Source organism: Paenibacillus sp. FSL L8-0638 (genome assembly GCF_038593075.1).
Classification (GTDB): domain Bacteria; phylum Bacillota; class Bacilli; order Paenibacillales; family Paenibacillaceae; genus Paenibacillus; species Paenibacillus polymyxa_D.
In genome coordinates, this window is record NZ_CP151960.1 from 5,872,473 (window position 1) to 5,896,093 (window position 23,621).

The window sequence follows — 23,621 nt, forward strand, 5'->3', positions numbered from 1 at the left end:
TCATGAAGCGAAAACTTCCCCTCAAAGCATAAAAGGTCTGCTACCTTGTTGTCAAAAGTGTCATGGCGTGGTCAGCTCCTCGAATTCATACCAAAAAGGGCCTCGACCTCACGGTCAAAGCCCCAATTCATGTTTTTATTCGTATCCTATGTAGCTTTCAAAGTCATTTCCCCCTTAATGTGGAGCCAGTTTCGCCAAATTTTGTAGTCGCACCGGAAAAGAAGTCGACAGGGCAAAACCATAATCGAACAACCTCCGGGTCTGCTCAAAACGCTCTTCCTTGCTCGGAGCACCCAGCACCACAGCAACTAGCCGTCTTCCATGCTGCTCAGCGGTACCCGTGAAGCAGTATCCAGCATCGCTTGTGTACCCTGCTTTCAGTCCGTCTGTTCCCGCGTAAGAGTACGGTCCAGCCAAGGAAGGCAGCATCCAGTTCGTATTACTAATGTAGATGCCTTTATCCTTCAACTCCATCTGCGTACGGCTGGACGTTCTCAAAATCTCCGGGTGTGACGTAATTAAATAGGAGGCCAACTTCGCCGTGTCGCTTGCTGTCATTTTCGTTTCGCCCCGAATATCCTCAGGGTGATTGGGCCCCAATTCACTCTGACCTGCCCCCGAGGCATTGCTGAAGCGACTATCGGATGACAACCCTATTTGGGCAGCTTTTCCATTCATACGCTTCACAAAAGCTGATTCATTCCCTGCTGAACGCTCGGCTAACGCAACAGCGGCATCATTCGCTGAATACACAACCATACTCTGGAACAACTCGGATACGGTCATCCTTTCACCATACCGAAGAGACAGATTTACACCACCCACCGTACTCGCGTAACGGCTAATTCGCACTTCATCATTCCAACCTAACCGTCCGGCCCGAATATCCTCCAGCACCAATAGCTCGGTCATGAGCTTGGACATATTTGCGGAAGGCATAGGTGTATCACCGTTCACATCCATCAGCAATTCCCCAGTATGCATGTCCATCAGCACCGCTGCCTCTGCATCCACATTCGGCTTTCCGATCAACAGGCGGGGTCCAAGTGTAATAAAAATCAATATAATAAGTAACGGGACGACAATAGCCCAACGTATCCAGTGTTTTTTCATCATCGTAATAACCTCCATACTCTATTAGACGATGAAAAATCCATTTTGTCTGCAATTTTTCGAAAAAAAGATACAATTTTTTTACCTTTTTTATTCCACGCCAAAATATCCGTCAATCCTGCTTTAAGGATGACGGATATTTTGCTTCCTAATTATATGTTTTAGGCAAAGTGACAGGCTACGAAATGGTGATCGCCCGCATCTCGATAGACTGGAGTCTCTGCTTTACAACGCGCTTCTGCCATAGGACAACGTGTATGAAACTTGCATCCTGAAGGCGGATTGGCCGGAGATGGGATGTCTCCTTTCAACACAATCCGTTGTCTCTTGATCGTGGGATCGGGAATTGGTACTGCCGATAGCAGTGCCTTCGTGTACGGATGCAGCGGATTACTGAACAGTTCCTCCTTGGAGGAAAGCTCTACCATTGAACCCAGATACATCACACCAATCCGGCTACACAGATGCTCGACTACACTTAGATCATGCGAGATGAACAGATAGGTCAATTGGCGTTCCTGCTGCAAATCACTTAACAAATTAATGATCTGGGCCTGAATAGACACATCCAGAGCAGATACCGGCTCGTCAGCCACAATAAAATCAGGATTCAAAATCAAAGCCCGTGCAATCCCGATCCGCTGGCGCTGACCGCCAGAGAACTCATGCGGATACCGATCATAATGATACGAGGACAGTCCGCAAATATTCAGCGTTTCATTGACCTTCTTCCGCAGCTCACTACGATCAATCAACCCGTGATCCAGCAACGCCTCTCCAATGGCTTCACCGACCTTAATTCTCGGATTCAGTGAGCTAAAAGGGTCCTGAAAGACGATTTGCAACTTCGGACGAAGCGCACGAATCTGCTCTTTGTTTAACGCATGCAAGTCTTCTCCTTTATATCGTACCGATCCCTCTGTCTTATCCATCAATCTGAGAATTGTTCGTCCAATCGTACTTTTGCCGCAACCCGATTCTCCTACCAGACCGAAGGATTCACCCTTATGAATGTTAAAGGATACATCATCGACTGCTTTCACATGTCCGACAGTACGCTGAAAAATCCCGCCTGTGATCGGGAAATACTTTTTCAGCCCTTCCACTTGAATCAAAGGCTCGCTCATATCCGTTGCCCTCCTTCTTTCTCATATAGCCAGCAGGCAACCTTATGACCATTCTCCTTTTCATTCAAGGGAGGAGCCTGATCCTTGCAAATTTGCATACAATGGGAGCACCGATCATGAAAATGACAATTTTCCCCCAACTCAATCGGGTTTGGAACCTGTCCTGGGATGGAATACAGTCGATCCATTTTCTGATTAATGACGGGCTTCGCCTTTAGTAAGCCTTGAGTATATGGATGCTGCGGATTTTTAAACAGCTCAATGACAGGCGCCTCTTCAATGACGTTTCCAGCATACATAACGACCACATAGTCAGCCATTTCTGCCACAACGCCTAAGTCGTGCGTGATGAGCATAATGGAGGTTTTAAGCTTATCTTTCAAATCCCGCATTAAATCCAGAATCTGTGCCTGAATCGTAACATCCAGTGCCGTTGTTGGTTCATCCGCAATCAACAACTTCGGATTACAGCTTAATGCGATGGCAATCATGATCCGCTGGCGCATACCGCCACTCAACTCATGAGGATAGGAATGAAATATTTCTTCCGATCGTGAAATCCCCACCAAATTAATCAGCTCAATTGCCCGAGCATGTGCTTCTCTTTTACTCATTAATGTATGCATCAGCAATGGCTCCGTGATCTGTTCCCCAATCGTAAGCACGGGATTCAGAGAAGACATGGGCTCCTGAAAAATAATCGAAATGTCATTGCCGCGAATCTGCTGCATTTGACCTTTATTAAGCGTTAAGAGGTTTTTGCCCTCAAACCAGATTTCACCGTCTGAGGTGTGGGGAGAATCAATCAGCCGCATCATCGTCATCGCTGTTACACTCTTACCGCAGCCAGATTCCCCTACCACACAGAGCGTTTCACCCTCACGAATTTTAAAACTGACGTCATTGACCGCTTTGACAGTTCCGCTAGAGGTATGAAAGTGGGTTTTCAGGTTACGAAATTCAATCAAAGCATTTTTCATAAACGTTCGTCTCCTACTTCTTCATTTTAGGGTCTAGTGCGTCACGCAAACCGTCGCCAATCAGGTTAATCGCTACAACTGTAATGAGAATACACATTCCCGGTGGAACCCATATCCAAGGCCGTTTGCGGAAGTCAATTAGGTTATTCGCAGCCGATATCATATTCCCCCACGAAGGTGTGGGCGGCACAACACCGATTCCCAAGTAGCTGAGCGCAGATTCTGTAATAATCGCACCCGCTACTCCAAGCGTAGCCGTAACAATAATGGTAGGAATCGTGTTCGGCAGCAGATGTCGGAATATTTTGCGACGGTCTCTCAAGCCTAGCGCTTCCGTCGCCTGCATGAACTCCTGTTCACGCAGCGTAAGAATCTGCCCTCTGACCAGACGGGACAGGCTAGTCCAGCTCAGGACCCCGATAATGAGCATCAGAAAATAAATGCGTTTCGACGGATCGACCTTCAAATCCGACAGAACAGCACCTAAAATAATAAGCAGCGGTAATGTAGGGAGTGCCATGAAAATATCGGCAATCCGCATAATAACCGTATCCACGCCTTTACGATAAAACCCTGCCAGCGCACCCAGCGTTGCGCCGATCATGACCGAAATAAACGTGGCGACCAGCCCTACCGTCAAGGAAATACGGCCAGCCAGCATTGTACGCAGCAAAATATCTCTACCAAACTTATCCGTACCGAGCCAGTACTTAGCATTAGGCGATAAATTTTTGTCAGCTAGCCTGTAATCATCTAAATGATAAGGTGAAATCATCGGTCCAAAACTACAAATGACAACCATCAGAATTAATATAACGAGACCAGCCAAAGCCAGACGGTTTTGGTTAAAACGGCGAACGGCGATTCTCCATGGAGACGCTTCAGGACGGATCGCCGCCTTTTGATTCGTTTCAATCGTGACTGTTTCTGCGGACAATAGTATCCCTCCTACTTCAAGCGAATTCTTGGATCTGCCATGCCATACAATACATCAGAGAGCAAATTACCGATAAGCGTAAGTAACGCTAAGAAAATCGTGAAGCCCAACATAAACGGATAATCCCGCATACTGATCGACTCCAGATAAACCTGACCCACACCCGGCCACACAAATACCTTCTCCAGAATCATCGCCCCGCCAAATAAGGCCGGAAGCTCGAAGCCGAGTAGTGTGATGGCTGGAATCAGTGCATTGCGCAGTGCGTGCTTGAAAATAACTGTCCGTTCCTTCAAGCCTTTGGCGCGTGCGGTACGAATATAATCCTGACGAATGACCTCCAACATGCCTGTACGGAAATACCGGGTCAGGCTTCCTGTGCTCAGCATCGTAAGTACAAGTGTCGGCAGGAACATATGCTTGAGAACATCCACCATATAAGCCCATGAGCCTGGCTCCATCCCTGCTGTGGTCATGCCCCCAACCGGGAGAACCCCCCACTCCAGGGCAAATATTTTGATGACCAATAGACCAATAAAAAATGAAGGCAGCGACATACATAAGAAAATGAATAATGTGACAAACTTATCGAATAACGAGTATTGGAACTTGGCTGAAAATACCCCTGCAATAACCGCAATCAACCAGCTAAAAATAAGACTAAAAAAAGCGATAATAAATGAGTTCCATACATAATTGCCAATGACCTTCGTTACCGGCTGCTTATGCTGTAATGAATCCCCCATATTCCCCTTTAACATATTACCGGCCCATATAAAATAGCGTTGGTATTCCGGTTTATCCAGCCCGTAGATATGTCGTAGCTGCTGCGCCTTTTCGGCGGTCATATTTGGGTTCTGCTTGGCTGTAATATAATCACCCGGCACCATGGCTGAAATCGCAAATACGATAATGGATATGCCAATAAGTGTGGGGATGAGTTGCAGCAGTCTTCGAATAATGTACTGCTTCATATTCATTCCTCCAGACGAATAAAGTGATATGCCCAGCTCGTGAGAGCTGAGCATACGTTTGGCAACCCTTATTGAGCGATCTGAGCGTTATGCAGAGTGAACTCGAAATCTTTGTATGGCGTAATTTCTAAGCCAGATACACGTCCATTAACTGGCCACATATCTCTGCGTTGGTACATAAAAATAGTTGGCAGATCTTTGTTCAATTCTTGATAGAGCTGTTTGTAAATCTGTTTGCGTTTCTCTTGATCCAGCTCATGCTTACCAGCAAGCGTTAGTTCATCGACCTTCTTATTGGAATAGCCGATATCATTTTGTGCACCATTCGTAATAAAAGTTGTTGTATCCGGGTCTGGAGTTAAGCCCCAAGCCGCGAAGAACATATCGAACTTGCCCGTATCCTTCTTATCCATAATGGCGTTAAAATCTAAAGTTTCGGAAGTCAGCTTGATGCCTAGCTCCTTATAGTTATTGGACATGATCGGTAGCAAGGCCTCTACAACTGGATTATCAGCAGTCGCAGAGAAGTTAATGGTCAGCTTTTCTCCGCCCTTTTCGCGAATTCCGTCAGCACCAACCTTCCAGCCTGCCTCATCCAGCAAAGCCTTCGCCTTAGCTGTATCAAATTCATATTTGTTGATACCTTCATCCGTATAAGACCAAGATTCTGTAGATTGTGGAATGTTAATAACATTCGCATATGGACCATACACGCCCTGCACAATCTCCTTGCGGTTTAACCCAATAGTTAAAGCCTGACGTACTTTAGGGTCCTGAAATTTCTTTTCCTTGTGATTAAACGCTATATATCCATAGCCATTTGTCGGCATAATATTCACGTCCAAGAAGCCTAGAGCCTTTAATTCCTCTACATTGTCTTCCGTAACTGTGATGTTGTCCATGTCCGTTTCGCCCGTTTGCAGCATAGACAGGTTCGTTTCTTGTGTTGTTGTTTTGAAAATAACCGATTTCACCTTAGGTGCGCCCTTGAAGTAGTTTGGATTCGCTTCAAGAACGACTTGCTGACCCGGAGAGAAGCTTTTCAGCACATACTGCCCGGAGCCGATTGGTTTATTATTAAGCGCCTTGATGCTGTCCAGGTTACCCTTTTTGAATCCTTTTCCATAATAAGCTTCTGGCATAAAGTATTGCTCACCCAGAAAATCCTTTGTATACGCTGTTGCTTCTGTAACCGTTACCTCTACCGTGTTATCATCAATGACCTTGATACCCGAGATATCATTCGCCTTGCCATCGTGATATTCTTTACCGCCTTTAATCTTAAAAGATAAAACATCCGTTTCTCCATCATAATTCGGATCATGCAGTACCTTGAGGACAAAAGCATAATCCTTTACGGTTACTGGCGTGCCATCACTATACTTCACGCCTGGTTTCAGATGGAATGTGTATTTTAGACCATCCGGCGATACATCAACCTTTTCAGCCAAACTATTTTCATATGTACCATCTGCCTTCACCTGTAAGAAGGAATCAAATACTGTTCTGACCACATATAAATCATAAGTTGTTTGCCAGAATAGCGGGTTGAATACCCCTTTAGGTGATGTCATACCTACTACAATGTTATCTTTCCGATTCGTCGCTCCCGGAGGATTTTGCGACAGATCAGTTGCTTTAATAACGCCCTCTGTAACAGGTGCACTTGCTTCATTTCCCTCTGTTTTATTGCCCGCATTGCCTTCCTGTGGCTGTGCCTCATTGGCACCTCCGCTACATCCTGCAAACAGAACACCAACGATTGTAAGCATCATAAGCAAAGAAACCCATTTCTTCGTCTGCATCATCCTGTTAATCCCCCTTAGTCGGTTCTTTATTTAACAGCCTGTCTCATTCCTGCGGTAATTCGTTAAAGCTTGAGGTTTGAAAATGAAGTTTGCACATCCTCCTTACTGTCCTAATAACGTAAACGCGTGTTTTAGACCTCTGGTCAATTTTGTGTACTAACAACCATTACATTTTTATTAAGGTTTATCTTAAGTGTAAAATAATATCACGTCAATATCTTTTTTTATGTAATATACAAATGCAAAACATCTATTTATGTAAAGTTTATGAATTTTACTTGTGGAAAATGACAAAAAACAGGACTTCATGTAATATAAAATAACATTTCAGAGTGCCGAAATATTTACTCTGGCGAGTTGGGGAGCTTGCAATTTCACAAGCCATTAAAAGGTATACTATCGTTTATGGGTAAACATGGATTGTATTATTAGTAAGTTACAATAGATGGGACTTGTTGTCAATATAAAAAATCACGAAAAAAGACGCTCCCGGGATCGGGAACGTCTTTTTTTCCACCCACTACTATTCAGTAGTGTAAGGAAGCAATGCGATTTGACGGGAACGTTTAACAGCGATTGTCAACATACGTTGATATTTCGCACTTGTTCCAGTCACACGACGAGGAAGAATTTTTCCACGTTCGCTGATGAATTTTTTAAGCAGGTCTGTATCTTTATAGTCAATGTGAGTAATTTTGTTCACAGTGAAGAAACATACTTTACGACGTTTGTTGCGACCACCACGACGAGCTGGTCTTTTGTTATCGTCTCCGCCTTCTCTTTGTCTGAAGCCCATTCTTTGTCAGTCCTTTCCCAATTAAAATGGTAAATCATCATCCGAAATATCGATCGGTTTTCCGTCATCGGAAAAAGGATCCTGATTGTTTCGCGAGTTATTATTCCCGCGTCCACTATTGCTGTTACCGCCTCCGAAAGGAGACTCCTCACGCGTAGCCCCACCGCTATTGCCGCCACCGTTACCGCCATCGCGGTTAGATTCCAAGAAACGCACATTATCAGCTACAATTTCAGTCACGTATACACGTTTTCCTTCATTGTTCTCATAATTACGCACCTGAACACGGCCTTCAACAGCCGTTAAACGACCTTTGCGAAGATAGTTAGCACATGTTTCAGCAAGCTGACGCCAGGTTACGATCGGCAAGAAATCCGCTTCCCGTTCGCCGCCTTGACTCGTAAACGGACGGTCTACAGCCAGGGTGAACTGGGTTACTGCTACACCAGACGGTGTATAGCGCAGCTCTGGATCTTTGGTCAAACGACCGATCAGAATGACACGGTTCAACAATCCAATCCCCTCCTTTGAGCGTTGTTCTTACATAATCACGTACAATAATTAAGCTACGTCGTTCGTAATGAGATAACGAATTACTTCGTCAGAAATTTTCATGATACGCTCAAGCTCAGTAACAACAGCAGGTTCTGCTGTGAAGTTTACCAGAACGAAAGAACCATCACGGAATTTCTTGATCTCATACGCAAGACGGCGTTTAGTTACATCGTGACTCGTAATTTCGCCACCGCCGTTAGAGATGATACCTTGGAATTTATCGACTGTCGCTTGAACAGCTTCTTGTTCAATGTCAGGACGAATAATATACATCGCTTCATATTTGCGCATTCTTTACACCTCCTTATGGACATAAGGCCCTCAATCTCAGTTGAGAGCAAGGAACGAGCCTAAACTCGCACTAAAACAGTTTACCAAATCCAACAACTGAATGCAACCTACAAATTCGAAACATAAGCCTAAAACAGCTAAACACACTGCATATCATCAGCTTTATACAATTTTATATAATACCGAAATTTTCGCATATATAAAGGAAATCATTTGATTCACTCACTATCTGTATACCCGGTTTCGCATGTTTCTGTTCAAGACAGCGCACAATAACCGTTGCAGTCCAAATTCATTTATCTAAGGAGGTACCACCGTATGGGTGAAAAGACTGAGTTCGAACCAGGGGATAACGTCCCAAACGACGGCGTATATATGGAGGTCGGAGAAAAAAGCTTCCATACTGAAATTCAAAACCCGCAACAAGTAACGCTGGAAAGAGGCGACTCTTTTCCGGAGACCACCAACCATAATCGTAAATGGAAGAAAAAAACGAAAGCTCGTGTCCACTAATGTATATTTCTCCGGAATCCTGGCCATATTATGATTAGGCGATACAACAGAGAGGTGTGGTTCCGTTGGACGACGTAGCCGGACAAACTGTTAGGAGATCCATTCCGGGCATTAGAAGCGTTAGGTTTGTGTAAAAGGACACTGTCTTTTCAACACGGTATTGCTGGTCAGTACACCGAGTTTCATGATGTGATTGGACAGATCGTATCCTGTTAAAAATGTATCGCCTACGATGGAGGACCTTTGTGGTCCTCCTTTGTTGCATTATCGGACTTTTTGCATATCCTGGTAAAATGCAGATTAATTGAGCTCCTTCTGCTAGAATATATCCAAGTACAAAGACCTACTATCTACGGAGGTTTAAAGATGAGCTATTCTCGAATATTAAAGTGGATATCAGGTATATTCGAATTGGTGCTTGCCGTACCAATTGTGGGGGGAGCTATTGTCATGGGGACCGGCTACTCGGCTCTGGGATTTATGCTTATCCTGCATGCAGTAACACTTATCCTATCGTTACGCAATCAGGAGGCGATCTACGGCTCTGTATGGGGAGTACTCACTTCTTTGCTGGCCTGGATACCCTTTGTGGGCTGGGCTCTCCATTTGATTGCGGCGATCCTTCTGATGATCTCTGGCTCAAAAAAAACAAAACGCTATCATTACCCGCCTAACCAGCTATAACAAAAGAGTGCTCCTAACGGCAATAATTTCCCCGCTGTCAGGAGCATTTTTTTGTTATAACGCCTTATTCATCCCAATAGATTTGTAATCGTTTCTTCCTTTACCCTCATGGTTTATCTTAGTGCTCACTTTATCACAATCTGTTGACCTTTTATTCCAAAAACAAAAAATCCCCTACGTCACAGACGTAAGAGATTGGTTTATTTAATGAAGTTAGTGGCGGAAAGAGTGGGAGTCGAACCCACGCACGCCTTGCGACGCCTAACTGATTTCGAGTCAGCCCCCTTAGACCTCTTGGGTACCTTTCCGCAGCAAGGATAATTATATCATCATTGCAACTGTGACGCAAGCTGATTCTGGTTCATCGCCATTCATCTTTCTTGGCTCAATTTGCTTCTGTGTTTTGCTCGTCGGCGTTGACCTTTGATCGCAGCACTTTCTTCATGTTTTTTTCGAACTTGGCACGCGGAATCAGCACACTATGCTGGCAACCGACACATTTGATTCGAATATCCATCCCCATGCGGATAATTTCCATTTCATTCGTTCCACACGGATGGGGCTTCTTCATCTGTACAATGTCCCCTAGTTCAAATGACTTACGCTCCACCCTTCTCTCCCCCTTTTCTTCCTTGTTCGTCTTCTTTGTCTAGGGTTATCGCCGTCTCCAATGCCGCCTGACGATGTTCCTCATCCTCCAGAGCCTTCTTGATGTTATTCTGAATATCACGCTCTACCACGGCCCCTGTATTCGGCATACATTCTGCCACAACACGCACAATATACTCTGAGGTGGTCATGGACTGAACCCCTAACACATCCGGTATATTAAGTATCTGTACATTGGATTCTTCAATGCCTTGGATTGCCTGTTTTACCAAGCCAACTGCTTCCTCCAGGCTACGCTCGGCCTTCATTGGCACATCCACTACCGCCAACGCGTTGGACATGGAGAAGTTTGTTACCGTTGTAATTGAGCCATTCGGTAAAATGTACACCTCACCTTTCCAGCTCACCAGTCTGGTTGTACGCAGCCCGATCATTTCCACTGTACCCTTGAAAGTACCTGTCTGAATGACATCTCCTACGGCAAATTGATCCTCAAAAATAATAAAAAATCCGGTAATTACATCCTTAACCAAGCTCTGTGCCCCAAAACCAACGGCCAATCCAAGCACTCCAGCTCCAGCAATCAGAGGGCCAAGATTAATGCCCATTTGCGATAGCACCAGCATAATTAAAATGAAATTAAATACAATATTGGTTACGTTTTTCAGTAATTCCCCAACAGTTGTTAACCGCCTTGTGTTCAATCGAAACCTGCCGTTATCTCCCTTTTGTTGCATTGACTTATCTATAATTTTATTAATAACTCGAATAAAGATACGTGTGATGATAAAAATAATCGCGATTTTCAAAATTACAAACAAAAAGGTCGACCACATCGCACTATCGGTAAGCCATTTCCATACAGCATCCTTCCAGTGAATTGCACCTTTCACTACGTCACCCGTGTCTAAATTATCGGTCAACCAATGTATAAAGGTCATGCTGTACTCCTCCTTAAACAAGGGAACTACTCTTCCTGCTTCCCGAATTCTATTTCCTACTATATAGGCTTATCTACTGACTTCAAACATATGGCTATGAATAATCTACTTCCTTCGAGTATAAAAGCACAAGTTTATCCATATACTAGCTACTATCTTGAGCATAAATGTTACCCGCAGGCTAATTGTTATCTCAAGGTACTGCGAGCGTAACCTTCACACTCCACTACAGAGCGAAAGGAAGATTCCATGACTCATCCATCTGACTTCATTCCGGGGCAAGAACCCCTAAGTTTAAAAATATCACACACAGATCCCGGGATCCAATCAGCCATCATCCATCGTCTACTGTTCCATCTGCATCAGGCACCGAGTCTGCAAAATATCGTCATTATTTGCATCGGCACTGACCGTTCTACTGGAGATTGTCTGGGTCCGCTCGTAGGTACGCATTTATCACGCTACAAAAGCCCTCTGTTTAACCTATACGGTACATTAGAGGAGCCTGTACATGCCATGAACCTGCAAACGACACTGAACGGCATACAAGCCCGATATGAACAGCCTTATATCATTGGTATAGATGCATGTCTTGGACAAACCTCCAGCGTTGGATGCATTCAGGTTTCAGATGGTCCTCTCAAGCCTGGAGCAGGTGTAAATAAAGAATTACCGCCGGTCGGCGATATCCATTTGACTGGTATCGTTAACGTCGGCGGCTTCATGGAATACTTCGTGCTGCAAAATACGAGACTAAATTTGGTAATGAAATTATCAGATATCATTGCTGGCAGCCTATACTCCGCGATTAAGGAGTGGCACTACCGTTCTGTCCTGCTTGCTGCGCAAGAGTGACGGCTTCTTTTTCTTCAGGTGATAAGGAATAGGTGGACTGTCCCGCTTCTAGAGGCTTGGCATACACATATGAGCCATCTCGGTTATAAATGCCGGTTAATACCATACCATCCTGATTGTCGTCTACAATAGCCAGAGAGAAGCTTAAATCGCTTCCTCTCTCACCAAAGGCATTATAGCGTTTGATGCCTATATGTCCCTTCAAGCCTGTCAGTTTACTACGTAGTGATTTCATACTTGCACGATGGGTTTCCTGCTCATCCTCAATCGTATCCATCTGTACCTTCAAATCAATCAACAGTGTTTCCAAATTCTCGACACCACTGCCTGCCATCATGGTTTCATACTTTCGCCGCATCTTCTTCAGCTTTGCACCCTGCACAATAATAACAATCAACAGGATGAGCAAAATAAGCACGATCCCTGCAACGATTCCGGCAAGCTGTTCCATGATTAGTCCATTCAATTCAGCCATATGCTTGCTTCTACTCCTCTACCCCAAAAATCATATTACTGCATACTTATATTTTATACGTTTGAGAACAGCGAAACAAATAACACAAGGCTATTAGTTTATCCATCAAAACCATTCTAATTCCTGCAATTCCAGACAAAGCAAAGACATATCTCACTTTCCATTTTGCTCAAGGAGACATGTCCATATTTCAACAAACTACTGTAATAGCTCCAGTAATCTTTCCAAATCCTGCTGACTGTAATAATTCAATTCAATTTTGCCTTTATCTTTATTGTGCTTGATCTTCACAGTTGTTTTAAAGCGTTCACGCAAGGACTCTTCCATATGGTCAATATAGGGGTCCTTTTTTCGTACCTTTGCTTTGGCTGTCGCCTCACCAGGCTTATGATCCAACTGCTGTACAGCTTCCTCCAGCTCACGAACACTCCACTGCTGTTCAATACATTGTTGTGCTAACTGTTTCACCATGTCTGGATCTTTGAGGCCAACAATAGCTCTAGCATGTCCCATAGACAATGTTCCACGTGAAACATGATCTTTAACTTCTTCAGGTAATGCGAGCAAGCGAAGGAAATTGGCAATATGAGAGCGTGATTTTCCCACTTTCATGGACAACTCTTCCTGAGTTAAAGAAAATTGATCCATTAATCCCTGATAAGCTACTGCTACTTCCATAGCATTCAAATTCTCACGCTGCAAATTCTCAATCAGAGCAATCTCCATCACCTGCTGATCCGTAAAATTACGAACAACCACAGGTATCGTCGGATTCCCACAAAATTGAGATGCCCGAAATCGTCTTTCCCCGGCTATGATTTCATATCCTCGCAATACACTACGTGCAATAATAGGTTGGATAACACCGTGCTGACGAATGGACTCGGCTAATTCCTTAATGGACTCTTCATCAAACGTTTTGCGAGGCTGGTACGGGTTCGCACGCAACTGGCTCAGCGGAATGTCAACAACCTTATCCTCTTCATTGACCGTAAGGGAGGGAATGAGTGCATCAAGTCCTTTTCCCAACCGTTTACTCATAAGATACCACTTCCTTTGCCAACTCAATATATACCTCTGCCCCACGGGAACGGGGATCATACGTAATAATGGACTGGCCATGTGATGGTGCTTCGCTGAGTCTCACATTGCGTGGAATAATCGTCTGATAAACCTTGCTTTGAAAATACTTTTTCACTTCTTCAATCACCTGAATACCCAAGTTCGTGCGGGCATCAAACATGGTTAACAACACACCTTCAATTTGCAATGAGGTGTTCAGATGTTTTTGCACTAATCGCACGGTATTCAACAATTGACTTAATCCTTCTAATGCGTAATATTCACACTGGATTGGAATAATGACTGAATCGGAAGCCGTCAATGAATTAAGCGTCAAAATACCCAGCGATGGCGGGCAATCAATTAATATATAATCATAATTATGCTTAACAAGTTGAAGCGATCTTTTTAATCTCAATTCGCGAGAAATGGTCGGCACCAGTTCAATTTCCGCGCCTGCCAACTGAATGGTTGCCGGAATAATATCTAATCCCTCAACCTGTGTACTCACAATAGCTTCGCTAGGATCAACCTCGTTAATGAGTACATCGTAAATGCAATTTGCCACGTCCGCCTTATTGATACCCACACCGCTGGTTGTATTACCTTGCGGGTCGATATCCACGAGCAATACCCTTTTGCCGAGGGAAGCAAGTCCGGCGCCCAAATTAACGGAAGTAGTTGTTTTGCCTACTCCGCCCTTTTGATTGGCTACGGCTATTATTTTTGACACTTCATTCACCTCATAATTTAATCGGAATCCTGCTACACTCCATAACTACAAAACGCTCTATGGAGACGTTACTTAGTCCTTAACTTACGGATAACGGCAATTTCAGAATAGAATTGAGTATGCTGCGGTTTTATTCGGCGTTAGACAGAAAAAGCGGCAATTGCTGCCGCCTGTACGCTTCATCCCTTACTTACGTTTGGGAATTTGAATGACAATCTCATAGTGATCCTCATGATCAGATTCCTTGGTTTTGATATCCAAGCCTGAGCCAGACACCATATCAATGGATTGACGAATCGTATTCAGCGCAAGCCGGACATCCTTGGTAAAGGAAATCCGCTTCGATTTCTTATTAGTGGATACTTGTTTATAAAAGGCAACTCTTGCCTCTGTCTGCTTCACATTGAGTTCCTTGGCAATGACTTCATCTAAAACCTTGTACTGTAGTTCTTCAGTCTCTAATGACAATAATGCACGAGCATGACGCTCGGATACCTTCCGTTCCATTAGAGCCTCTTTCACTCTCTCCGGTAGATGAAGTAGCCGTATCTTGTTAGCAATAGTGGATTGGCTTTTGCCAAGTCGTTGAGCGAGGCTTTCCTGGGTGAGCTGATGTAGATCAATCAGCTTTTGGTAAGCTACAGCCTCTTCAATCGCAGTTAACCCTTCCCGTTGAAGATTTTCAATCAACGCGATGGATGCAGCTTGTGAATCATTAAACTCACGAACAATAGCTGGAATAGATTCCATACCCAGCTTGGTGACAGCTCTCCAACGACGTTCCCCTGCTATAATCTCATATTGCCCATTACGGAAACGAACGACAATCGGTTGAATTACACCATGCGTCTTAATGGTCTGGCATAGCTCATCAATCTTCTCGTCGTCAAATATGGTACGGGGCTGATAAGGACTGCTGACAATATCCCGAACTGGAATTTGTTTTATTTCGTCCCCAGTAGATCGCTCCGTCAAACCAAATAGCTTGGAAAATTGTTCTTTCATTCCGTATAATACCACCTAATTTCATAATAGCACCATACTAACAGCGCTTCGTGAAAAACAGTTCCTTACGCGGATCGTAGACCCTTCTATATGAAACAGCGCCGTAAGCGGGTACACTCCACGTACTCACCCGACATTTGTTGTCCCACTCCCCTATATGTATATCTGAATTCATGGGTACAGGAGCAGTCAACTTACATTAAAACGATTATCTCTATTCTATCACTTTTCCAGCCATAATCCTATCGTCTCTACCAGCTTTTCGGAAGGATCAGAGAATAAATTATGCATCCTCTATGATAACTATCTATTCATCTTCCTCCCCAAATGTAAACAAGAACACATGTTAACAAAGAGGCTTTTATGTAAAGAGTCTATCAGCCATAAAAAAGTGAATGTTTCACGTGAAACATTCACTTTCTTTCAAACATTTACACTAACGGCGCCTTCAAAGGAGTACCCGGCTTACGCGGATATTTCCGTGGTGTCGCCGCTCTTTTCTCAATAATAATCATATGTCTGGCTGCATCTTCAACAGGTAACTGGAAGGCCTGAACATGTTTGATTTTTCCCTTTAGCTCTTTCAAACTGTAAGAAGCTTCCTTGATTTCCTCGGTAGGGTCATTGCCCTTCATCGCCGCAAAGTGCCCTCCTTCACGGACAAACGGCAAACAAAATTCATTCAATACGGCGAGACGAGCAACCGCTCTGGCTGTCACTAGATCATAGCTATCGCGGTATCCTGGTTTACGCCCCAATTCCTCTGCCCTGCTGTGAACCAGTTCAACATTTTCCAAGCCCAACTGCTCTACTACATGGGCCAAGAACTGTATACGTTTGTTCAACGAATCTACAATAGTCAACTGAATCTGCGGAAAGCATATTTTCAAAGGAATACCTGGAAAACCTGCACCTGACCCAATATCAGCCAGGCTTCCCACATCTTTTAACGGAACATAAAAAGCCAGGGAAAGAGAATCATAAAAATGCTTGGTGTACACTGCATCGCGCTCAGTAATACCTGTCAGGTTCATTTTTTCATTCCACTCAACCAGCACACGGTAATATGCTTCAAACTGCTCTAACTGACTGTCATTAATCACAATACTATGCTCTGCCAGCCGCTGCTTAAATTGCTGTTGTATCGCGTCCATTATGATCCCCTTGCTGCTGTTACGCGGTTATAATGCTCCAGATAAACCAGCAAAATGGAAATATCCGCAGGGGTTACACCCGAAATACGGGATGCCTGACCAATCGACATCGGACGGATCTTTTCAAGTTTCTGCTTGGCTTCAATGGCCAGTCCTTGAACTTCATTGTATACAATATCCTCTGGAAGCTTCTTCTTCTCCATCTTTTGCAGACGCTCCACATGCATCAATTGCTTTTCAATGTAGCCCGCATACTTAATTTGGATTTCCACCTGCTCCTGTTCTTCCTCAGTAAGAGCTATAGGTGAAGGTGAGATTTGTGCTACTTGCGCATAACTGATCTCTGGTCGACGCAGCACCGTTAACAAATTACTACCATCCTGTATCGGTGCAGATCCGCCTTGCTCCAGCATCTCATTGATATCAACCGGACGAACCTTCGCCAAGCGCAAACGTTCAATCTCTTGATCTACCTTTTGCTTTTTATCCAAAAAGCGCTCGTATCGTTCATCCGTAATTAGGCCAATATCATGCCCAATCGGAGTCAATCGCAGATCAGCGTTATCATGACGCAACAACAGACGGTATTCTGCACGTGACGTCAGCAAGCGATATGGCTCATTCGTCCCCTTCGTCACCAGATCGTCAATCAGGACCCCGATGTAGCCTTGCGAACGGTCCAATATGACAGGCTCTTTGCCCTGCACCTTACGAGCTGCGTTAATCCCTGCCATAATTCCTTGACCCGCAGCTTCTTCGTAACCGGAAGTACCGTTAATCTGACCTGCTGTGAACAAGCCTGGGACTTTCTTCGTTTCCAAAGTAGGCCATAACTGCGTAGGTACCATTGCATCATATTCAATAGCATAGCCGTTACGCATCATCTCTACCTTTTCCATCCCCGGAATCGAACGCAGTACAGCTAATTGTACATCCTCTGGCAAGCTGGTCGACAAGCCCTGAACATAGTATTCAGATGTGTTTTTACCTTCAGGCTCCAAAAAGATTTGGTGCTTAGGCTTATCACTGAAGCGTACCACTTTATCTTCAATAGATGGGCAATATCGTGGTCCCGTTCCTTCAATCAGACCAGAGAACATAGGCGCACGGTGCAAATTATCATTAATAATCTGATGTGTTTCTACTGAAGTATATGTCAGCCAGCAAGGAAGCTGTTCATTATCCGAAGACTTCGTTTCATAGGAAAAGAACTTCGGTTGATCATCACCCGGTTGTATTTCCGTTTTGCTAAAATCAATCGTGTCCTTATGCACACGTGGTGGCGTTCCTGTCTTAAATCGAACCAGATCAAAACCCAGCTCTCTCAAATGCTCAGACAATCTCAACGAAGGCTGTTGATTGTTCGGACCACTCTCATACATTAGCTCGCCCATAATGATTTTCCCGCGCAGATAAGTGCCTGTGGTCAGGACAACTGCTTTACTTCGATACTCTGTGCCCGTCTTCGTGATTACACCTACGCAATGACCATCTTCCATAATCAGTTCTTCAACCATACCTTGGCGTAAGGTCAAATTCGGTTCCTTTTCCATCGTTTCCTTCATCGCATGCTGATAAGAGAACTTGTCTGCTTGTGCACGCAATGCATGAACCGCCGGACCTTTACCAGTATTTAACATTCTCATTTGGATAAATGTCTTGTCTATATTCCGACCCATTTCGCCGCCCAGTGCATCAATTTCTCGCACCACATGCCCTTTTGCAGGACCGCCAATAGACGGGTTGCAGGGCATGAACGCGACCATATCCAGGTTAATTGTGATCATCAACGTGCGACAGCCCATCCGTGCTGCTGCCAAGGCCGATTCTACACCTGCATGGCCCGCGCCTACGACAATCACGTCATAGTCGCCTCCTTGGTAACCCATACCTTTCTTACCTCCTTATACATTTCGGTCTTCACGCCGAATATGCTCTTGTATATCTATAACGATAGCAGGCTTATATCAGCCATGCTTAAATGTTCTATTTGCCTAGACAAAATTGTGAAAATATTTGGTCTATTAGCGCATCATGCGCAGTATCGCCTACAATCTCACCCAAATGCTCCCATGCCAGCCTTACATCAATCTGGATCATGTCGATCGGAACAAATTGATCAGCAGCTTCATAGGCATCTACCAGCGATTGGCGCGCCTTCTTCAACAAAGCAATATGCCGTACGTTGCTGACATATGTCATATCCGCTGATTCCAGCTTGCCGCTAAAGAATAACTTGGATATAGCCTGCTCCAGTCGGTCCGCTCCCTCATTTTCCTTCACAGACATCGGTACGATAAGCTCTTCAGGAACATAACGCAGCAACAAATCCCGGTCTACTTGGGCCGGTAAGTCCATTTTATTCATAATGACAATCGCTTGTCTACCGCGGATTTGTTCCATTAATGCCATTTCATCCTCATGCAGTGGTTCGTTGGCGTTAATGACGATGAGTAGCAGATCTGCTTCACTAACCGCCGTTCTCGAACGTTCTACTCCAATCCGTTCCACAACATCCATCGTTTCACGAATCCCAGCTGTATCCAGCAACTTGAGTGGAATATTATTAATTGTCACATATTCCTCAATAACGTCACGGGTTGTGCCCGGAATATCGGTCACAATGGCCCGCTCGCCCTGAGCCAATGTGTTCAACAGTGATGATTTCCCCACATTTGGTCTTCCAACAATCGCTGTGGTCAACCCTTCACGCAAAATCTTTCCCTGCTCCGCCATATGCAGCAGCCGATCAATTTCCATCATGACCTGACTGCTTTTATCCTTGATTAAATCAGATGTAAAAGATTCAACATCATGCTCAGGATAATCAATGTTCACTTCAATATGAGCAAGTGTCTCCACCAAAACATGACGCAAGCGACGAATATTCTGGGACAGCTGTCCATCTACCTGCTTCAAAGCCACCGAAAAAGCTTTATCTGATTTGGAGCGAATTAAGTCAATGACACCCTCCGCCTGACTTAGGTCAATACGACCATTCAGAAAAGCACGTTTCGTAAATTCCCCTGGCTCAGCCAGACGTATATTTTGCAGCAATAGTAAATCCATCACCCGTTTGACGGCTACGACTCCGCCATGAGTGCTGATTTCTACGACATCTTCTGTCGTAAAAGAGCGTGGCGCCCGCATTACTGTAACTAAAACTTCCTCCACCTTTTCCTGGCTTTGGGGATCTATAATATGTCCATAATGTACCGTGTGAGTTTGAGCTTTGCTTAGAGGCGTTTTACTACGAAACAAAGCCTCCACTTCCGGGACCGCATCTGGCCCGCTGACCCGTACAACCGCAATACCGCCCTCGCCGACAGCCGTTGCAATGGCAGCTATAGTATCGCTCAGCATAAAGTTTCTACCTCCTATCAAGTAGAAACGACATTGCCGTCCTTCATCAAGGACGGCAGCCGTTTCAGCGAGAAATATAAGAAAAAAAGCAATGGCTTCTGCATCTTGCAGAGAGCCATTGCGTCGGATTATTTTTTAGCAATGACGACGCGCCGATTGGGCTCGTCCCCCTTGCTGTATGTTCTAACCAGCGCATGCTGTTGGAGCTTGGCGTGAATCAGCTTCCGCTCCTGTGACGGCATTGGCTCCAGCACCACTTCCTTGCCATAACGAATAGCCTGGTTCGCCAACCGATCTGCCAAATCCTCTAGCGTTTTTTGCCGACGTGCACGAAATTGCTCGGCATCCAGCACAATTCGGATGAATTTGTCAGAATGACGGTTGGCAACGATATTCGTCAGGTACTGCAATGCATCCAATGTCTGTCCTCTGCGGCCGATCAACATACCGAGCGACGGACCGGAGATATCCAGTGTACTTTCATCCTTGCGGTGGCGGACATCAACTTTAACGTCCAATCCCATTCCTGCTGCTGTTTCACGGATGAAACGCACCGCCTCTTCATAAGGATCTATATGTCCCGAAGGTGCTTCTATGTTCATCTGTGCTTCCTGTGCAACAGGCCCAGTTTCTTCTGATAAAGCCCGTCCCACGCTAGAAGGTGCTTGAGCCGATACATGAAATTCAGCCGCGTGTGTGGTTTCAGGAGACGGCTCAGAGAGCAGCGTAAGCTCCACCTTCGCCTTCTTGACCCCGAGCCACCCCAGGAATCCTTTTGACGGCTGTTCCAACACGCTTACGGTTACCCGTTCACGGCTTACTCCCAGCTGGGAGAGTCCTTGTCTTACAGCATCTTCAACGGTTTTTCCTGATGTCACGACTTTGGTCATCTCGACTTTTTAGCCCCCTTCGTGTTTTTGCCACCTTTTTTCTTACTATTGGAGGAACCCGTTTTCGCGAGACTGGCTGTTTTCACATTTGCCAGTGCTGCTTCTTTATCCTTATTCCGATAAAGGAAATAGTTTTGAATGATCGTGTAAATATTACTGTAGAACCAGTACAACGGCAAAGCGGATGGGAAGTTGTACGACATGAACAGAATCAGCACCGGATAGACGTACAGCAAAAATTGCATCGGTCCTTGCTGCGGCGTCGGATTCATTTTCATCATCATCCAAGTTTGGACAAATGTCGTAATCGCCGCCAAAATCGGCAGGATAAACAAGTGATCCGGTTTACCTAACTGGAGCCACAAGAAGTCATGATCCCGCAATGCCGAGTTATAATAAATGGCATTATAAAGCGCGATGAAAATGGGCATCTGTACTACCAAAGGAAGACAGCCAGCCATCGGGTTGACCTTGTTTTCCTGGAACAACTTCATCGTCTCTTGCTGGACTTTCTCAGGCGTATCCTTGTACTTCGCTTGAATTTCTTTTAATTGCGGCTGAATGGCCTGCATAGCTTTGGAACTACGTACTTGCTTGAGTGTAAGCGGCAAAATAATGGTTCGCACGATAATCACCAGAACCAGTACGGCCAGGCCATACTCTCCAGAGAACCATTGGGCAAATGTATCTAGCGCATACGAAAACCAGTAAACGACATATCTTTGCCAAACTGATCCATTGGCCAAGTCTGCCGTCGTGTAAGAATTGTGGGCCGTCTGGGCACATCCGGACAGCACAGCAACAAGTGCCAATAAGGCAATCAGGAGGAACCATTTTCCCCGTTGAGTCTTCAAACGCGACACTTCATAACCCCTTTCTTAACCAATCCATTCCAACGTAAATCATACCATATCCTGTAGGACAAAGATACTGACTATCGGCGTGAAGACTTGAGCAGCGAGGCTTTGCGTAGAACGTGCAGCACGCTTTTCTCCAGCTCTTGATACGACTTAGTAACCGCACCCTTACGAACGATAAAAATCAGATCAATCTGCTCCACCAATTCATGCTCATGATGGCGCACAATTTCCTTAACGATTCTGCGCATCCGGTTGCGAACTACTGCATTGCCGATCTTCTTGCTGGCCGAAATTCCGACGCGGAACTGCTCTACCTCTCTGCGGCGGAACCAGTACACCACAAACTGATGGTTGGCAAAAGATTTGCCATGGCGGTATACGCGCCCAAAGTCCGCCCGGTTTCGTAGACGCAATTTTTTTTGCACGGCGCTTCTCCTTGCTCATCTCTTTTACACATGTCGGTAAGCTAACCTTTACCTTTTATATAGTAAGAAGTATGGACAACATTCCAACATGGTAATCTCGCTTATTTTATATCCGTTTTCAAAAGCTTCATCTAATATAGGACAGGATGCTGGGCTTCTCCCTCTTCTTTCACTACATTTTTACAACAAAAGAAGAAGGGATCGCATCCCTGAATACCTCAATTATGAAAAAAAAGACCACCGTAGTGGTCTTTATGCACGCATTACGCACTCAATACTTTTCTACCTTTTTGGCGACGAGCTGCCAAAACTTTACGGCCATTCTTCGTGCTCATTCTTTTACGGAAGCCGTGAACTTTTTTACGTTTGCTGACATTCGGTCTGAAAGTCGGTCTCATTGTGCTGCACCTCCTTACAAGGAATACGTTTTATATGGAATATACCTAACATAGCAATCTCCACAAAAAACACCTTTGTACATTTAACCACAAATAGCGGTCAAAGTCAATGTACTTATAAACCCTCTTCCTCTTTTTCCCCTTCAGGAAGCCTCCTCCTCTTTACCCCGCTGACTCACTTCACTCTTTTATTCCCTTATTTCATAAAATTCCTTTCGTCTTTCCTCCATTATCAGCATTCTATTTGTAGTTTTCACTCCTTCCAAACTGTCCTTTTTACATTTATTCATTCTGTAACTTGAATCCATCCTATTTTCAGATCGACGTTATCAGGTTCGTTCAAAAATATTGTCGGAAACGTTACCGGAAATTTTCAACAGAAAAATAAGCCTCTGTGACCAAAAGGCAACGGCAATTATACACAGATTCACAAAAAGAACTGAATTGTGATTTAAATGGTCATAACCTGTGCATAACATTTTAGAGCGAAAAAGAGTTATTGTCGAAAACTGAACAAATTATAAACAATATCTTGTGTTGTGAATAAAAATTGTACACAACAGATTGAATTTGTGGATAAATAACCACGAGTCATTGAAATACAAGGCTTCTTTTGCTATGATGATATTACTTTTGAATGTGAATATGTTGTTTTACCCTCCATATTATCAACACCCTGTGGATAAAGTTGTGAACAAGTTCAATTTATCCATCTTTTTATTTTTGTGCGGATTCGGGATTCTGGGGATATATTCTACATTTTTCATTAGATTTCGACATATTGCAGTCCCGTTTTGGCCTGCGGGATCAAGAGAACGGATCGTGCCGCACATTCCCTCCTGAGAAATATCGCCTTTCTTCTGCTGGTCAGCAGCGGAATTTCCATTTGCTATTTTTCAGGGTCATTTTGTGCTGCGTTCTCTCACCACACTGCCGCATGTTTTAGGCGGCGGTATGTCTTTTTATGGCCTTCAACAACATTTTTGTGATTTTAGGCGTTTTGCCGAAGCGCCGAGAGCAGCTCTCTGCAGCTTAATTCGGTAAAATGTCAGGATTTAAAAGGAGTGACGTCT

General features: G+C 44.5%; 25 protein-coding genes and 1 tRNA gene. 3 read left to right on the forward strand and 23 right to left on the reverse strand.

Translation table 11 applies throughout. From position 1 onward, the window contains the following. Window positions 1-174: 174 nt before the first annotated feature. The 9 genes from MKY35_RS26240 to rpsF all read right to left on the reverse strand — a co-directional run bounded on the left by MKY35_RS26240 (window position 175) and on the right by rpsF (window position 8,581). Entirely contained in the window at window positions 175-1,116 is a 942-nt protein-coding gene (locus MKY35_RS26240) for a D-alanyl-D-alanine carboxypeptidase family protein (RefSeq protein ID WP_340933807.1), read from the reverse strand. 158 nt (window positions 1,117-1,274) lie between these two features. Further along, window positions 1,275-2,240, reverse strand: a complete 966-nt coding sequence (locus MKY35_RS26245) for a dipeptide ABC transporter ATP-binding protein (protein ID WP_342445257.1) — start codon at window positions 2,238-2,240, stop codon at window positions 1,275-1,277. Then, window positions 2,237-3,220, reverse strand: coding sequence for an ABC transporter ATP-binding protein (locus MKY35_RS26250; protein ID WP_069012451.1), 984 nt, complete (start codon window positions 3,218-3,220; stop codon window positions 2,237-2,239). The genes MKY35_RS26245 and MKY35_RS26250 overlap by 4 nt, the downstream gene beginning before the upstream one ends. 13 nt (window positions 3,221-3,233) lie before the next feature. Beyond that, window positions 3,234-4,157, reverse strand: coding sequence for an oligopeptide ABC transporter permease (opp4C, locus tag MKY35_RS26255; protein WP_322251699.1), 924 nt, complete (start codon window positions 4,155-4,157; stop codon window positions 3,234-3,236). Window positions 4,158-4,168: 11 nt separating this feature from the next. After that, window positions 4,169-5,131 (reverse strand): ABC transporter permease, encoded by a 963-nt coding sequence (locus tag MKY35_RS26260; RefSeq protein ID WP_250241375.1) that lies wholly within the window; start codon window positions 5,129-5,131, stop codon window positions 4,169-4,171. Between the two features lie 68 nt (window positions 5,132-5,199). After that, on the reverse strand, window positions 5,200-6,939 hold the full coding sequence (locus MKY35_RS26265; RefSeq protein ID WP_342445258.1) for an ABC transporter substrate-binding protein: 1,740 nt from the start codon (window positions 6,937-6,939) through the stop codon (window positions 5,200-5,202). A gap of 523 nt (window positions 6,940-7,462) precedes the next feature. Then, window positions 7,463-7,735 carry a 30S ribosomal protein S18 gene (rpsR, locus tag MKY35_RS26270; RefSeq protein ID WP_013312800.1) on the reverse strand — a complete coding sequence of 91 codons (273 nt, stop codon included), beginning with the start codon at window positions 7,733-7,735 and terminating at the stop codon, window positions 7,463-7,465. A 21-nt stretch (window positions 7,736-7,756) separates the two neighbouring features. Then, entirely contained in the window at window positions 7,757-8,248 is a 492-nt protein-coding gene (gene ssb / locus MKY35_RS26275) for a single-stranded DNA-binding protein (protein WP_328801368.1), read from the reverse strand. Window positions 8,249-8,296: 48 nt separating this feature from the next. After that, complete coding sequence (gene rpsF, locus MKY35_RS26280; RefSeq protein WP_013312802.1) at window positions 8,297-8,581, reverse strand: 30S ribosomal protein S6; 285 nt, start codon at window positions 8,579-8,581, stop codon at window positions 8,297-8,299. A 318-nt stretch (window positions 8,582-8,899) separates the two neighbouring features. Between rpsF and MKY35_RS26285 the strand changes: the two genes are divergently transcribed. Both MKY35_RS26285 and MKY35_RS26290 read left to right on the forward strand, forming a co-directional pair. Continuing rightward, window positions 8,900-9,094: a YjzC family protein gene (locus MKY35_RS26285; protein ID WP_029518958.1), complete on the forward strand. Its 195-nt coding sequence runs from the start codon at window positions 8,900-8,902 to the stop codon at window positions 9,092-9,094. Window positions 9,095-9,460: 366 nt separating this feature from the next. Further along, window positions 9,461-9,778: a hypothetical protein gene (locus MKY35_RS26290; protein WP_029518959.1), complete on the forward strand. Its 318-nt coding sequence runs from the start codon at window positions 9,461-9,463 to the stop codon at window positions 9,776-9,778. Between the two features lie 217 nt (window positions 9,779-9,995). Here MKY35_RS26290 and MKY35_RS26295 read toward each other — a convergent pair. The 3 genes from MKY35_RS26295 to MKY35_RS26305 form a co-directional block, all read right to left on the reverse strand. Beyond that, window positions 9,996-10,086: transfer RNA gene (locus MKY35_RS26295), tRNA-Ser, on the reverse strand. Window positions 10,087-10,163: 77 nt separating this feature from the next. Beyond that, complete coding sequence (locus tag MKY35_RS26300) at window positions 10,164-10,388, reverse strand: DUF951 domain-containing protein (RefSeq protein ID WP_342445259.1); 225 nt, start codon at window positions 10,386-10,388, stop codon at window positions 10,164-10,166. Next, the gene (locus tag MKY35_RS26305) at window positions 10,378-11,328 is read right to left on the reverse strand and encodes a mechanosensitive ion channel family protein (protein ID WP_322251702.1); all 951 of its coding nucleotides are present in this window, start codon (window positions 11,326-11,328) and stop codon (window positions 10,378-10,380) included. The genes MKY35_RS26300 and MKY35_RS26305 overlap by 11 nt, the downstream gene beginning before the upstream one ends. A gap of 249 nt (window positions 11,329-11,577) precedes the next feature. Between MKY35_RS26305 and yyaC the strand changes: the two genes are divergently transcribed. Continuing rightward, entirely contained in the window at window positions 11,578-12,183 is a 606-nt protein-coding gene (gene yyaC / locus MKY35_RS26310; protein ID WP_025723135.1) for a spore protease YyaC, read from the forward strand. On the opposite strand, the gene MKY35_RS26315 is transcribed toward yyaC, so the two are convergent. From MKY35_RS26315 to rpmH, 11 genes are all read right to left on the reverse strand, one after another. Then, complete coding sequence (locus tag MKY35_RS26315) at window positions 12,137-12,658, reverse strand: DUF4446 family protein (RefSeq protein ID WP_165145430.1); 522 nt, start codon at window positions 12,656-12,658, stop codon at window positions 12,137-12,139. The two genes, yyaC and MKY35_RS26315, sit on opposite strands and share 47 nt — an antisense overlap. A gap of 198 nt (window positions 12,659-12,856) precedes the next feature. Further along, window positions 12,857-13,699: a ParB/RepB/Spo0J family partition protein gene (locus MKY35_RS26320; RefSeq protein WP_342445260.1), complete on the reverse strand. Its 843-nt coding sequence runs from the start codon at window positions 13,697-13,699 to the stop codon at window positions 12,857-12,859. Continuing rightward, the gene (locus MKY35_RS26325; RefSeq protein ID WP_023991152.1) at window positions 13,692-14,453 is read right to left on the reverse strand and encodes an AAA family ATPase; all 762 of its coding nucleotides are present in this window, start codon (window positions 14,451-14,453) and stop codon (window positions 13,692-13,694) included. The genes MKY35_RS26320 and MKY35_RS26325 overlap by 8 nt, the downstream gene beginning before the upstream one ends. 186 nt (window positions 14,454-14,639) lie before the next feature. Further along, window positions 14,640-15,458 (reverse strand): nucleoid occlusion protein, encoded by an 819-nt coding sequence (gene noc, locus MKY35_RS26330; RefSeq protein WP_029518966.1) that lies wholly within the window; start codon window positions 15,456-15,458, stop codon window positions 14,640-14,642. Between the two features lie 431 nt (window positions 15,459-15,889). Next, on the reverse strand, window positions 15,890-16,612 hold the full coding sequence (rsmG, locus tag MKY35_RS26335; protein ID WP_307350538.1) for a 16S rRNA (guanine(527)-N(7))-methyltransferase RsmG: 723 nt from the start codon (window positions 16,610-16,612) through the stop codon (window positions 15,890-15,892). Further along, a complete protein-coding gene (gene mnmG, locus MKY35_RS26340; protein WP_342445261.1) occupies window positions 16,612-18,501 on the reverse strand; it encodes a tRNA uridine-5-carboxymethylaminomethyl(34) synthesis enzyme MnmG in 1,890 nt (629 codons plus the stop codon). Before mnmG ends, rsmG begins: the two co-directional genes overlap by 1 nt. 97 nt (window positions 18,502-18,598) lie before the next feature. Beyond that, the gene (mnmE, locus tag MKY35_RS26345; RefSeq protein WP_342445262.1) at window positions 18,599-19,975 is read right to left on the reverse strand and encodes a tRNA uridine-5-carboxymethylaminomethyl(34) synthesis GTPase MnmE; all 1,377 of its coding nucleotides are present in this window, start codon (window positions 19,973-19,975) and stop codon (window positions 18,599-18,601) included. Between the two features lie 128 nt (window positions 19,976-20,103). Then, entirely contained in the window at window positions 20,104-20,865 is a 762-nt protein-coding gene (jag, locus tag MKY35_RS26350) for an RNA-binding cell elongation regulator Jag/EloR (protein ID WP_342445263.1), read from the reverse strand. Beyond that, the gene (locus MKY35_RS26355) at window positions 20,862-21,728 is read right to left on the reverse strand and encodes a YidC/Oxa1 family membrane protein insertase (protein WP_029518972.1); all 867 of its coding nucleotides are present in this window, start codon (window positions 21,726-21,728) and stop codon (window positions 20,862-20,864) included. The genes jag and MKY35_RS26355 overlap by 4 nt, the downstream gene beginning before the upstream one ends. A 71-nt stretch (window positions 21,729-21,799) precedes the next feature. Further along, window positions 21,800-22,150 (reverse strand): ribonuclease P protein component, encoded by a 351-nt coding sequence (rnpA, locus tag MKY35_RS26360; RefSeq protein ID WP_029518974.1) that lies wholly within the window; start codon window positions 22,148-22,150, stop codon window positions 21,800-21,802. Between the two features lie 263 nt (window positions 22,151-22,413). Continuing rightward, complete coding sequence (rpmH, locus tag MKY35_RS26365; protein WP_007433250.1) at window positions 22,414-22,548, reverse strand: 50S ribosomal protein L34; 135 nt, start codon at window positions 22,546-22,548, stop codon at window positions 22,414-22,416. Between the last annotated feature and the right edge of the window lie 1,073 nt (window positions 22,549-23,621).